Source organism: Mucilaginibacter sp. P5_A6, from assembly GCF_056400585.1.
Genome location: NZ_JBFUKZ010000043.1, coordinates 1 through 13,587 on the forward strand (window position 1 = coordinate 1; position 13,587 = coordinate 13,587).

8 protein-coding genes are annotated in these 13,587 nt (G+C 44.0%); all 8 read left to right on the forward strand.

What is annotated here, in order from left to right; translation table 11 throughout:
* A partial coding sequence (locus AC1DO4_RS26735) for a SusC/RagA family TonB-linked outer membrane protein (protein WP_477420821.1) occupies positions 1 to 2,788 on the forward strand: 2,788 nt, incomplete at its 5' end.
* A gap of 31 nt (positions 2,789 to 2,819) precedes the next feature.
* Positions 2,820 to 4,406 (forward strand): RagB/SusD family nutrient uptake outer membrane protein, encoded by a 1,587-nt coding sequence (locus AC1DO4_RS26740; RefSeq protein WP_477420822.1) that lies wholly within the window; start codon positions 2,820 to 2,822, stop codon positions 4,404 to 4,406.
* Between the two features lie 24 nt (positions 4,407 to 4,430).
* Positions 4,431 to 5,927 carry a glycan-binding surface protein gene (locus tag AC1DO4_RS26745; protein WP_477420823.1) on the forward strand — a complete coding sequence of 499 codons (1,497 nt, stop codon included), beginning with the start codon at positions 4,431 to 4,433 and terminating at the stop codon, positions 5,925 to 5,927.
* A gap of 64 nt (positions 5,928 to 5,991) precedes the next feature.
* Positions 5,992 to 7,461 (forward strand): cellulase family glycosylhydrolase, encoded by a 1,470-nt coding sequence (locus AC1DO4_RS26750; RefSeq protein WP_477420824.1) that lies wholly within the window; start codon positions 5,992 to 5,994, stop codon positions 7,459 to 7,461.
* A gap of 102 nt (positions 7,462 to 7,563) precedes the next feature.
* A complete protein-coding gene (locus AC1DO4_RS26755) occupies positions 7,564 to 9,363 on the forward strand; it encodes a family 43 glycosylhydrolase (protein WP_477420825.1) in 1,800 nt (599 codons plus the stop codon).
* A 275-nt stretch (positions 9,364 to 9,638) separates the two neighbouring features.
* Positions 9,639 to 9,869: a hypothetical protein gene (locus tag AC1DO4_RS26760; protein ID WP_477420826.1), complete on the forward strand. Its 231-nt coding sequence runs from the start codon at positions 9,639 to 9,641 to the stop codon at positions 9,867 to 9,869.
* A 170-nt stretch (positions 9,870 to 10,039) separates the two neighbouring features.
* Positions 10,040 to 12,196: a glycoside hydrolase family 3 C-terminal domain-containing protein gene (locus AC1DO4_RS26765; protein WP_477420827.1), complete on the forward strand. Its 2,157-nt coding sequence runs from the start codon at positions 10,040 to 10,042 to the stop codon at positions 12,194 to 12,196.
* Between the two features lie 179 nt (positions 12,197 to 12,375).
* Positions 12,376 to 13,587, forward strand: a 1,212-nt coding sequence (locus tag AC1DO4_RS26770) for a carbohydrate binding domain-containing protein (protein WP_477420828.1), incomplete at its 3' end; no start/stop codon positions are given.

The following is a 13,587-nucleotide window of genomic DNA, read 5'->3' on the forward strand; positions in this document are numbered from 1 at the left end:
TTTTTTGCGCCAAACGCAACCAACTACTTTTGACCAGGCCCTGCAGGGTAAAGTTGCAGGGGTTGTGGTTCAACAAGTATCGGGTCAGCCTGGTGGCGGGGTATCTATTCAAATACGTGGCGTGTCGTCAATAACCGGCTCTAATGCGCCCCTGTACGTAATAGATGGTATTGTTATTCCACCGGTGGGTGATCCCGGTAACGGTTCAAATCCGTTAAATGCCATCAATCCCGCCGAAATTGAATCAGTAGACTTTTTGAAAGATGCTTCGGCAACGGCCATATACGGTTCGCAGGCAACCAATGGCGTAGTTGTTGTTACTACAAAAAGGGGCAAAGCCGGACCACCGCAGATAACTTACGATTTCTATACCGGTTACCAGGAAATACTCAAGCGGCTCCCTACGGTAGATTTGCAACAATTTGCTACTTTTATTAATGCCCGGGCCGTTGCCTGGGGCTTTGATGCCAGGCCCGAATTTGCCAATCCTCAATATTTAGGTAAGGGTACCGACTGGCAAAAAGAATTATTCCGGAAGGCCCCGATGATGAATCACACGCTTACTATAAACGGCGGGGATGCCAGGACCCAATATTTATTATCAACCTCATATTTTAACCAGGACGGGATAGCCCTTGGATCTAATTTTAAAAGATACTCCCTAAGGCTTAATTTAGATAACAAAACCACTGACTGGCTAAAAATAGGGACCAGCCTTCAATTGGCGCATATCAACGAAAATGTAAATTCAACCGCCAGTAATGTAATCGGCACCGCGCTAAGCATTACTCCCGATGTTCCGGTAACAAACGGTGATGGTTCCTTTGGTGGTGTTACCGACCCCAACGGTTGGGTACAACCTGTTGCCAACCCGGTGGCATTGGCAAAAATTATAAAAGACCAAAAAAGAAGGAACCAGATATTTGGCAACGTATATGCCGAAATACAATTTACCAAAGACCTATCGCTGCGCAATGAACTATCCGGTAATTTCGATTTTAATACCGAAGACAGGTTTTCACCAACTTATAGTTTTGGTAAAGGTACTCCCAGCCCTAACTACGGTTCCTCTGCTGCCGGCCAAAATTTTTATATTGTAATACGCAATTTTTTAACTTATAACCATAATTTCAAGAAACTTCATATCGATGCTTTAGCAGGGCATGAATCGCAGGAGAACACTTTTGAAAATGTTAGCGGTGCGCGAAGGAATTTTCCTTCAAACAATGTGCAGGCGATTAATGCGGGGGATGCCAGCACGGCCACAAACTCAGGCGATAATTCACAATCAACCCCCACCGGCGGCTCTGCACGGGAATCCTGGTTCGGGCGTTTGAATTTTTCATGGGATGACAGGTACCTGCTCACCGGCAATATAAGGAGCGATGGCTCTTCAAATTTTCCCACCAACAATCGTTGGGGTACTACCTATTCGGGTGGGTTTGCCTGGAAAATTAATAACGAGACGTTTTTAAAAGGCGTAAAATCTATAAATGAATTGAAGCTGAGGCTTGGTTACGGGCTAACCAACAACCAGGGCATACCGGGCAATACTTATGTAACCCAACTTGCATCGGTTACAAATGGCTTATCAGGGACCGCGCAGTTTCAAAACAATTTGTCAAATCCGTCTGTGAGGTGGGAAAAAACCGATTATTACAATGCCGGGATCGACGGATCGTTTTGGAATGGGCGGTTAGGCTTTTCATTAGACGTTTACGATCGCGAAACAAAGGACCTTTTGCTACAGGTGCCGCTTCCGGCATACTCTGGTACTGTAGCGGGTTGGGGCCCGGGATCCATGCAGGCGCCTTTTGCCAATGTCGGCTCGCTAACCAACAAGGGGGTCGATTTCCAAATCAATTCTACCAATATTACTTCTAAAAATTTCAGTTGGAAAACCTCTTTTACCATATCGCGAAACATCAATAAAGTGACCTACTTAGGTGCCGGGGGAACTGATGCTAACCTGAGCCAGAAATCATATGTAATTAACGATATCATTGAAAAAACAGTGGTGGGGCAGCCCGTTGGCGAATTTTATGGCTACGTATTTGACGGGATTTTTGCAAAGCCATCTGATCTTCTAAACCATGCCCTGCCTGCTAACGCAAGTGGTAACCCTTATCCGGTTTCTCCGGCGGGCGGTGGTATCTGGTACGGCGACCGTATGTTCAAGGATTTGAATGGCGACGGTATTATCGACTCCAGGGACCAAACCTTTTTGGGTTCCCCGATCCCGAAATTCCAGTATGGTATCAATAATACATTTAACTACAAAAATTTTGATCTGAATATTTTCTTCAGCGGCAGTTATGGCAACAAGGTGTTCAATCAAATGGCCATACAGCAATCCGATCCGCAAAACCATACTACCTATTTTACATCGGTATTAAATTATGCAAAACTGGCTATGGTTGATCCTGCCGGCTCTTCGTCCGATGTAAATAATGTATATGTTACCAACCCCAATACAACAATTGTAGGCGTGAGAAATGACAATACCAACAGCAATAACCGTCCTAATAGTTTGATGATCGAGGACGGATCGTTCCTGCGGTGCAAAAATATCACCTTAGGTTACCGTTTGTCAGAAAGTCTTTTATCAAAAATATCTGTGCGGTCTGTCAGGATATATGCCAACGTATCCAATGCATTTATCATTACAAAATATAAAGGCATGGATCCCGAAATCGGTTCGTGGAACCCGCTTCAGGCAGGTTGGGACAGCGGTTATTACCCGCAGCCAAGAGTATTTACTATTGGTGCAAACATAACCTTGAAATAACAAAACGATCACCGATTAAAAATATATGTTTATGAAATCAATTCACAAAATTATCATCATCCTGCTATGTGCGGCAGCAGTGGCCGGATGTAAAAAGAGTTTTTTGGACCGTCCGTCCAACTCGCAGATAAGTTCTCTTAATTTTTACAAAACCACCTCCGATTTACGCCTGGCAACGGCAAGCCTTTACGGCGGTTCGATGTGGTTTCAATGGAACAATGGTGCCATGATACCATTTGGCGACGTATTGAGCGGCACCGGCAGCTTTCAGTATAGTAACGATTTAGTACAGCTTTTTACACGCACTATTACCGCGCAAAATGGTCTTGTGACCAATGGCTGGGTCGGCTTGTACAATGTTATAGCACAATGTAACAGCGTTATCAATGCCATACAGACCCAGGCTGCTCCGTCTATTTCGGCGGCAGACAAAAATGCGGCCATAGCCGAGGCGAAGTTTGTTCGTGCCGTGGCTTATTATCATTTGGCGGTGTATTGGGGGGCAGTGCCAATTATTGAAGATAACAGCAAACTGATAAAAGATCCGCTGCTTCCTCGTAATATTGTTTCGGATGTGTATAAATTCGTTGCTAAAGACTTAACTTATGCAGCGCAAAACCTTCCTAAAACAGACGAAAAAGGCCGGGTAACTACCTGGTCGGCGCAGGGGATGCTGGGCAAGGTATATTTAACGATGGCAGGTGTAGGCAAAAGCGGCTCACGCGACCAGGCTTTGCTTGACAGTGCCAAAAAGTATGCGGGCAATGTGTGTAAAAGCAATTTAGATTTGCTGCCCAGCTATTATGACCTTTTCAAGGCGCAAAACAACGATAACCCTGAGTCATTGTTCGCGCTTCAATGGGCCGCTGGTGTAGGTTATGGAGGTGGCAATGCTATTCAACTTTATTTTTCACCAAGCGCAGATATACTTCCACAAAAACAAGGTGGATGGCAAGCCTTACAACCAACCTATGATTTATATCGGATGTATTCTGCTAAGGATACGGTAAGGCGCAAAGCCACTATTATGCTGAACGGAGATTTTTACCCCGAATTGAATGCTGCCGCCGGTGGTTATAAGGCAACAGGTACGGGCCTGAAAAAACACATTATTGGCAACGATAAAGACAACAATTCGCCAACAATGGACGGATGGTCATCCCCCGAACATAATGCAATCCTTAGGTTGGCCGATGTGTATTTGGTATATGCCGAAGCTATTTTAGGCAATAATAGTACTACAAGCGATGGTGACGCCTTAACTTATTTTAATAAAGTGCGGGCAAGGGCCGGCGTGGATATTGTGACTGCAATAACCCCGGCTTTACTGCGCACCGAGAGAAGGGTTGAACTTGCTTTTGAAGGACAATATTGGATAGACCTGGTTAGGTATTCTTATTATGACCCGTCAAATGCTGTGCAGTTTCTTAATAATCAGGATGCCACTCACGGCCGGATTTCGTTTACTTATGACCCTGTAACGCGTAAGGCCACAAGGGATACTACTGCCACCCCAATTACGCTTCCGGCAACTGTCAATTCATTTACGTTGCCGGTTCCGTCATCTGAGGTAACCAGCGACCCTAAATTGGCACAGCCACCGGTACCTTACTATTAATTAAAACATTTAAAATATTTTGTTATGAAAAAGAAATCATACTTACGCCTGTGTTTTTTGCCGCTTTTGTTTATGATCGTGGCTTTATCACCGGCTTGTAAAAAGAATGCAGATGGCGGCAGCAGTGCCCCTCCGGTTATCGCGGCTATTAGAAGTTATGTAGCCTCACCTAATGATACGGTTTTAAATAGCGCCGTAGCAAAAGGTCAATGGGTGGTAATAACCGGGCAAAATTTGCAAAATGCAACCCAGATTTATTTTGACGGGGTTCCAGCCTCTTTTAACACTGCTTTATTTGCCCCCGGCAGTGCTGTGGTGAAAATCCCTAATATAGATTTTGGAAAAATTGATACTGCCAAACTGTATACGGTAAAATATGTTACAGGAGCAGGTTCAGCAACGTTCGCTTTCAAATTAGGCCCGCCGGCGCCAACTATTAGCGCCGTATCCGATGTGTTTGCCGCCCCCGGCGATTCGGTTTATCTGTACGGTTCCAATTTAGTATTGGTTCAGCAGTTTTCATATGGCGGAACCAAAATTCCAAAATTTAACTCGAATGCCGATGGCACCTCTCTTGGTTTTCTGATGCCGGCAACAACATCCGACAAGTTTATCATAGTAACTACTAAGTCTGGTACTGCCCGGGATACCATAAATGCAAAGCCAATCATTAGCGGCATTTCCAACGCTAATGCCAACGCTGGTGATTCGGTTTATGTTTATGGTACGTACCTTAAGACTATCCAGTCAATTTCTTTTGGCGGTGCTACTATTACAAATTTCACAGAAAGTCCACATGGCGCTTATGTTAAGTTTTCGGCTCCAGATAGGAATAGCTACTCCAGTGGGCCAGTGACCATTGTTACCAGTTATGGAACGATTTCTACTCCTTATAAAGTAAATACTCAAAATGGCGTTACTGATGGTCTTTTAGCAAATTTTGAGTGGGGTGATAATTTTGGTTATGCCTGGTGGGGAGATGAAAAATTGGCTTTCGGCCCTGTGGCCGATTTTAATGGTTCGATGGGAACAAATAATACTATGTATATATATTTTGATTCTCCTGTTTTAGATGGCGGTGCAAGTAAGTACGCCCCATTGGGTAATTCTAATACGGGTAATCACTGGGTACCTGTGGCAAATCTTACAGATCCTCCTTCACACTGGGCCCTTCAATTTGAAATAAGTGTGGCTCACCCATGGAATGGAGGTACGCTTTATATCAGAACTGAATTTGCAGGTGACAGTTATGTTGCGCGTTATGAGCCATGGAAAATTCCTGGTTCAAATGTTACCAAAGCTTTTAAAACGAAAGGTTGGCAAACCGTAACTATTCCTTTATCTGACTTCAGATTGAAAGTTGACGAATTAGGGGATGGTGAATCAATTACTCAAATAAGCCAATTATTAGGGCCTACTGGTGCGAATAGTTATAATATGACCCTTAAAAATTTCAGTACTTCGCCAACTGCAACTGGTGTTTATGCAGCTATTGACAATATTAGGTGTGTGAAAAATTAAATAATATAAAGCCCACGGCAGCATATCGCCGCGGGGCTTTTTAAGTAATTAAAATTAAGACAAAATGAAAATTAAGTATTGTTTTACAATATTGATATCTCTTATTACAGTTATATCTTTATTCTCCTGTAAAAAAACGAAAAATCCGGACCCGCAACTAACAGTTAGCGTACCCACCATAACTTTTACGGGTGACGGGGGGACCCAGGACCTATCCGTTTCAGCTAATGCCGATTGGAGCATCAGCAATCCTGCTTATTCGTGGTTGCAATTAAATACAACAACAGGCAAAAGTGGCAGCACTGTTATTCATTTAACAACATTATCAGAAAATGGCACAGGGGCAAGCCGCTCTGGTGTTTTATTTATAAATTGTTCCAACGGCCAGGCAAGAAGGGTGACAGTTACCCAGGCCCCCAACTTATATCCAGGCTATAATACATCGCCCATAGCGCCAGACATGACCGGAATGAGCAGTAATGCCGTGCAGCTGGCGGCAAAAATGCGTACGGGAATGGGAATAAATTTGGGCAATACCATGGAATCGCCAAACGAAGCCGACTGGGTGAATAGTAAAGTTACCGAATCGTATATAAAATTCGTAAAAAGTTTAGGTTTCAAAGCTGTACGGCTTCCCTGTAACTGGGTTTGGAGCCATTTAAGTGACCGGAGCAAGGCAAAAATTGATCCTGCATGGCTTGCGCGGGTGAAAGAAGTGGTTGGATGGTGTGTGGCTAATGATATGTACGTGATGCTGAATGCTCACGGGGATAGTGGCTGGCTGGAAAATAATGTCAACGCGTTAAAGAAAGATTCTGTTAACGCGATGGAAAAGGCAATTTGGGAGCAAATTGCTACAACTATGCGTGATTTTGATGAGCACCTTATGTTTGCCGGCGCAAATGAACCTGCGGCTGACAATGCCGGGCAGATGGCCATACTTAATGGTTATCATGAAACATTCATTAAGGCAGTTCGCTCTACCGGAGGCAGAAACAGTAACCGGGTGCTGGTTGTGCAGGGGCCTCACACTGACAGTTACTTAACTTCTGATCTGATGACTACTATGCCTCACGACCCGACACCTAATCGTATGATGCTTGAGGTACATAGCTACTCGCCTGCTACATTTACCATAGTAACCGATGGAGATGTAAGTTGGGGTAAAATGATTTATTACTGGGGGGCCGGGAATCACTCTACTATTGAGCCCGAGCGCAACGCTACCTATGGAGAAGAGAGTCAGATGATTACCGAATACGGAAAGATGAAAAAGTTTGTTGATCAAGGTATCCCTGTGATACTGGGTGAATATGCAGTCTGGAGGCGGACTCCTGGCCTCGATAAGCCTACTCCTAAGGATCAGGATATGCACAACAAGTCGGTGGATTACTGGACAACTTTTTCGACCAAAACTATGAGAGCGAATGGTCTTTTACCATTCTGGTGGGAGATAGGTTTTATGTTAGACAGAAAAAACAATGTGATAAAGGACCAGCGCATGTATGATGCCCTTAAGGAAGGATATAAGTAAAAATTAATGTTGGATTAAAGCTTTGCCGGAATAACGGTACTGTGAACAGATTACACAGTACCGTTTTTCCGGTGAGCTGAACTTTAAGTTAAACTAACATAAATGAACAATATTATAAATATGAAAAACAGAATTCAGGGGATATTTTTAGGTTTACTATTCCTGGTCTCATTGCCTTCTTTTTCCTGTAAGAAGAAAGAGGTTGAGACTCAGTTCACTGTTTCTTCCTCGCAAGTTGTTTTTGAACCCGAAGGAAGTAGTTCTGATGTTTCTATAACCGGCAATGTTAATTGGACAGCAGCAGCCAGCATCTCACTTCCATGGTTAACGATAGGTCAGTCATCGGGAGGTCCGGGAAATGTTACTCTTAAATTAACCGCGAACGCTAACAACACGGCGGCTACCCGCGAGGCGATAGTGACTATCACCGCTTCGAATGGTAATGCCAGGCGAATTCAAGTTACTCAGCCAATTAATGAAGATTTAGAAGCAAAATTTGCAAATGTTTCGCCGAAACTTCTCACCAATAATGCGAATCCTTTATTAGATTTTATGTTTACGGCCGACCCGACAGCTGTAGAATACAACGGAAGAATTTATGTGTACGCCACGAATGATCATCAACAGTATGAGCATGTAGGAAAGGATGGGAAAAATTCATACGAGCATATCCGTACACTGGTCATGATGTCTTCCGATGATATGGTCAACTGGACTTATCATGGCCTCATAAATACAGCAAAGCTGGCACCATGGAGTCAGAATTCCTGGGCGCCTTCCATTACAGCCAGACTGGAAGCAGACGGCAAAACGCACTTCTATTTGTATTACTCCAATGGCGGTGGTGGCTCAGCCGTGCTTACTTCCACATCTCCCGTTGGCCCCTGGAAAGACCCATTAGGAAAGAACATAGTCGACCGCTCTGTCCCCGGTGTGGATGTCGGTGCTCCATTCGATCCCGGAGTTGAGATCGACGGCCAGGGTACAGGCTGGCTGGTTTTTGGAGCCGGAACGCCAAAAACAAAATATATGCCGGATAATGCCAGGATTGTCAAATTAGGAGCAGATATGATCAGTTTGGCCAGCAGTATTTCTAAGATACCCGCTCCTTATTTTAATGAGGCCAGCGACCTTAACTTTATCAATGGAATCTGGGTTTATAGCTATTGTACGAGTTGGGATGAACGCACGGTATGGCCTTATAGCAATATTGCTAAACCAACTGCATGCAACATATCTTATATGACGAGTAAAACACCCTTAAATCCGGATAGTTGGAAGTATCGTGATAATTACTTTAAGAATACTGGTGACGTTAACGTGGGACCTTTGACAAACAATCACACTCACGTGTTCAAGTTTAAAGAGAAATATTATCTTGCCTACCATGCCATGTATTTACAGGATTATTTTAACACCAAGGGTGGTTTTCGTAATGCGGGTATCGAACCAATACAGGTAGATGAAGGGAGTGATGTGACTTTCCCCATGGTCAGCGCAACTTTTAAAGGCCCCTTACAACTTAACCTATTAAATCCATTCGTTCTTCAGCAAGCAGAAACCACTGCAGGCACTTCGGGGCAAGTCCAGTTCGAAGCTGATGGCAATGAGGGTAATATGGTTGCCATAGGAAAAATAGATAAACAATGTCTCATGGTGCGGGGAGCCGATTTTAGCAAACAGGTTCCTGCCAAATTCGAAGCCCGGGTGAAAGGAAAAGGTAAAATTGATGTTTATGTAAATAATCTTAAAGGCCCGGCTCTTGTTTCCCTTACATGTGATGAGAAGGAATGGACTACGCTCTCAAAGAAAATAGGACTGAACATAGCTAAAGGAGTAGGGAATATCTATTTTGTATTTAATGGAGAGGGTTTTTTGTTTGATGAATGGAAATTTTATTAAGTCCGGTTGCTGGTTTATTGATGCTACCCGATGCCGCTGGAAAGAGGGACGGGGCTTTAAAAATGCACGGAGTTTTACGGTAAAAGATCAGAAGTAATGAAAATTAAATAAGAGAGAGTTTTAGTTGTTTATAAGTGGATGTCTGGGGCCTTTACCGAGAGGTCCCGGCATTTTTTAACTATAACAATTCTGTTTTCAACATGAAGGAAATCAACAGTAATCTATTTGAACGCATGACGATCCGCGGCAAATGATACCTGGTAAAAAAAGAGAACATGGAACATCAAATGATTTCAAAAGCACCGGAATTAGATGAAAGTGAAATTAAAGCTTTGATAGAGAATTTTGATACGATTGGGCTGTTGCTTAAGGAGCATGTTACCATCTTCAGTAACCCCATCTTAACGCCTGAATCGAAAAAAATGTGTAACGAGGGCCTGGTTCTTATTAAGAAGCTCACTCAAAAATGTTTAGAACATTACGGGATGCGTTACCTTCCAAAATAAGATTTCAACTACGCGCTATGTGGATATGGGCAGGCCCGTGCAGCTGAACAGGCAACAAGTTGAAAATTTAAAACAGAAAATGGCCCGCCTGGCCGGCCTTAAAGCAGGGCCGGTTTAAACTTACAACCGCAGATAAATAGCATCGACAAAAAGAGAAGAAATAATAATTTATGAAATATACCCTTGCCTGTTTTATGGCATTTTTCGTGGCCGGCGGCGTTTCGGCACAAAATAAAAGCGAGGTTGTTCTTAAAGTTAAGATCAACAGCATCGTCAGCAAAATGACGCTGGAAGAAAAAATAGACATGCTTCATGGAAACGCGCTATTTTCTTCCGCAGGCGTAAGCCGTTTAGGTATCCCGGAGCTAACCTGCGATGATGGCCCTTTAGGTGTACGTGAAGAAATAAAGCGCTTTGATTGGGCGTCGGCTAACTGGACAACCGATTTTGCCACGTTTTTACCAAATGGCTCGGCAATTGCGGCTACCTGGAACCCCCTAATGGCCAACCGGTATGGCGTAGTTATAGGGGAGGAAGCCAATGCCCGTAAAAAAATTGTAATGCTTGCACCGGCATTTAATATTTGCAGGATGCCCCTTTGCGGCCGTACCTATGAATATTATTCCGAAGATCCATATTTAAACAGTCAATTGGCGATTCAATCAGTAAAAGGGATTCAAAGTCAGCACGTAGCAGCCTGTATAAAACATTTTGCTGCCAATAACCAGGAACTTAACCGCGATAGCGTAAACACCATTGTTGATGAAAGAGCATTGCGCGAAATTTATTTCCCGGCATTTAAAGCAGCCGTACAGCAGGGCAATGCCTACACCATTATGTCGGCCTATAATAAGCTGAATGGCTATTGGTGTTCCGAGAATGACTATTTATTAAATAAAGTACTAAAAAACGAGTGGGGCTTTAAAGGAGTGGTCATGTCAGATTGGTCCGGGACACATCATACCGTTGCAGCGGCCAACAACGGGCTGGACATTGAAATGGGCTCAAGCGGGCCGTATGATCAGTGGTATTTTGCTAAGCCATTGCTTGCGGCTGTAAAATCAGGCCAGGTTTCGGTAAAAACGATTGATGATAAAGTGAGAAGGATCTTATGGTTGATTTATCATACCTCCATGAGTGCCAATCGTCCTAAAGGGTCTATCGCTACACCGGCGCATGCCAAAGCCGCCTATGATATTGCCTCAGAATCTATCGTTTTGCTAAAAAACGACAACCATTTGTTGCCTTTAAAAGCAGATAACATTAAAAGCATTGCCGTCATTGGCGATAATGCCATCCGCACATTTGCTTTGGGGGGGTATGGTGCTGGTGTAAAAGCTAAATATGAGGTTACCGCGTTAGCAGGTATAAAATCAAGGTTCGGTAAAACGGCCAGCATCAGCTTTGCCCGGGGCTATAAAGCAAACTACCTGGCAAGTAATAGTGACGAACAAAATCGTGGCTATGACCAGCCCGATCAAAAACTGATTGATGAGGCGGTAGCGCTTGCTAAAACCAGCGATGTTGCCATTCTATGTATCGGTTCAAACCGTGAATATGAAAGTGAAGCCCATGATCGTAAAAGCCTGGAACTGCCTTTTGGGGAACAGGCACTGGTTAACGCGGTTACGGCCGTTAATCCTAATACCATTATTGTAATAATGGCCGGCGCTCCGTATAATCTGAATGAAATTAAAAAGTCAAATCATACTATTGTTTGGTCGTGGTTTAATGGCTCGGAGGCTGGGAATGCGCTGGCCGATGTATTAAAAGGTGTCATCAACCCGTCGGGAAAGCTGCCGTTTACCTTCCCGGTTTCGTTACATGACTCACCTGCGTTTAACCTGGATACTTATCCGGGTAAAGGCGCAACGGCCGACTATAAAGAAGGTATCCTGGTAGGATACCGCTGGTACGACACTAAGAAAATTGAACCCCAATTTCCTTTTGGTTATGGGCTTTCCTATACTGAATTTTCTGTCAGCAAACTTTCCACAGATAAATCAAGCTATAAAAAGGGTGAAACAATCCGCTCCAGGTTTACTATCAAAAATACAGGAAGCAGATCCGGGGCCGAAGTTGTGCAGTTATATGTAAGCGATCCGGTTTGTTCGGTATTGCGCCCTGAAAAAGAGCTTAAAGGTTTTAAAAAGATATTTTTAAAGCCCGGTGAAACGAAAACAGTTGAACTGGATGTAAAGGTTGGAGATTTGGCTTTTTATGACGAAACAAAAAAATCATGGAAAGTTGAAGCCGGTGAGTTTGTTCTTCAATTAGGTAATTCATCACGCAATATTTCAAAAACAGTAAAAATCTGGGTTAAATAAACCCATTTCAGAAGCAGTGTGAAGTTTATGGAAAATCTGTGAATTGGATATCCGAATACCGATAAACTCAGAAACGATTTTCAACGCAAATGGCCCTGTTGGCCTTAATAATGGAAATGCCCCATTGGCCTTGTAAAAATAAGTGTAAAAAACACAATAAATAATATTAAAATTTCACGATGAAAAACTTATTACCCATTTTAAGTTTGTGCCTGTTCCTGTTCACTGCAACAAGCCTGAAGGCGCAAAACCCTAAGCTTACGCTTGATTTAACCAAGCCCGGCGCAAATGTAAGCCCGCAACTATATGGGTTGATGACCGAAGAGATCAACCATTCGTACGATGGGGGGTTGTATGCCGAGCTGATCAGGAACAGGATATTTAAGGACAACCCAAATACGCCGGAAGCCTGGAGCCTGATCAGGGAAGGTGCTGCGAAGACCACCATTCAATTAGTTGCGGCCAACCCCAACAATGTACCCGTCGATCAGCGGCGCCACGCCATTAACGGCGCGTTAACTACCTGTTTAAAACTAATGGTGGATACCGGCGGCGGCCGGGCCGGCATTGCAAATGAAGGTTATTGGGGCATACCTGTTTTGCCTAATACAACTTATAACGCTTCGTTTTATATGAAGGGTACGGAAAGCGGGCCACTCCCCGTCAGCCCCTGGGACCCCAAGCCTGCAACCCCTCTTCCTGTAATTGCCGATAACACCGCCGGGCCTATAACCGTAAGTATAGAAAGCAACGACGGTAAAACGGTATATGCTTCGGGGGTTATTAATTTGATAAAAAGCCCCTTTTGGAAAAAATATGAACTCAAATTAACAACCGGCGCTGGTGTTAAACCAACATCTGCCGCCCGTTTTGTTATTTCGACAAACCGCACCGGGGTTTATTATTTTAACCTCGTTTCCTTATTTCCGCCAACTTATCATAACCGCCCCAATGGGAACCGGGTAGATATCATGAAGTTACTGGCCGATATGAAACCCCGTTTTTTACGTTTCCCCGGCGGTAATTTCCTTGAAGGCCCGAAACTAACTGATGCCTTCCCATGGAAGACCACTTTAGGCGCGCTTGAAAATCGTCCCGGACATACCGGCTCATGGGGCTACCGCCCGAGTGACGGAATGGGCTTACTTGAATTTTTAGAATGGTGCGAAGAGTTGAAGATGGAACCGCTGCTTGCCGTTTATGCGGGCTATTCACTCGATGGCGACCATGTGGACGCAGGCCCGCTTTTAAAGCCCTATGTAGATGATGCGCTGGATGAGCTTGAATATGTTACGGGCGACGTACACACCTACTGGGGCGCTAAGCGTGCTGCAGATGGGCACCCCGCGCCATTTAAACTCAGCTATGTGGAGATTGGCAACGAAGACGGG

Excerpts from the sequence above, each read along its gene's own strand:
- AC1DO4_RS26745 (WP_477420823.1), top strand. The coding sequence starts at position 4,431 with ATGAAAAAGAAATCATACTTACGCCTGTGTTTTTTGCCGCTTTTGTTT.
- AC1DO4_RS26740 (WP_477420822.1), top strand. The coding sequence starts at position 2,820 with ATGAAATCAATTCACAAAATTATCATCATCCTGCTATGTGCGGCAGCA.
- AC1DO4_RS26765 (WP_477420827.1), top strand. The coding sequence starts at position 10,040 with ATGAAATATACCCTTGCCTGTTTTATGGCATTTTTCGTGGCCGGCGGC.
- AC1DO4_RS26755 (WP_477420825.1), top strand. The coding sequence starts at position 7,564 with ATGAACAATATTATAAATATGAAAAACAGAATTCAGGGGATATTTTTA.
- AC1DO4_RS26760 (WP_477420826.1), top strand. The coding sequence starts at position 9,639 with ATGGAACATCAAATGATTTCAAAAGCACCGGAATTAGATGAAAGTGAA.
- AC1DO4_RS26750 (WP_477420824.1), top strand. The coding sequence starts at position 5,992 with ATGAAAATTAAGTATTGTTTTACAATATTGATATCTCTTATTACAGTT.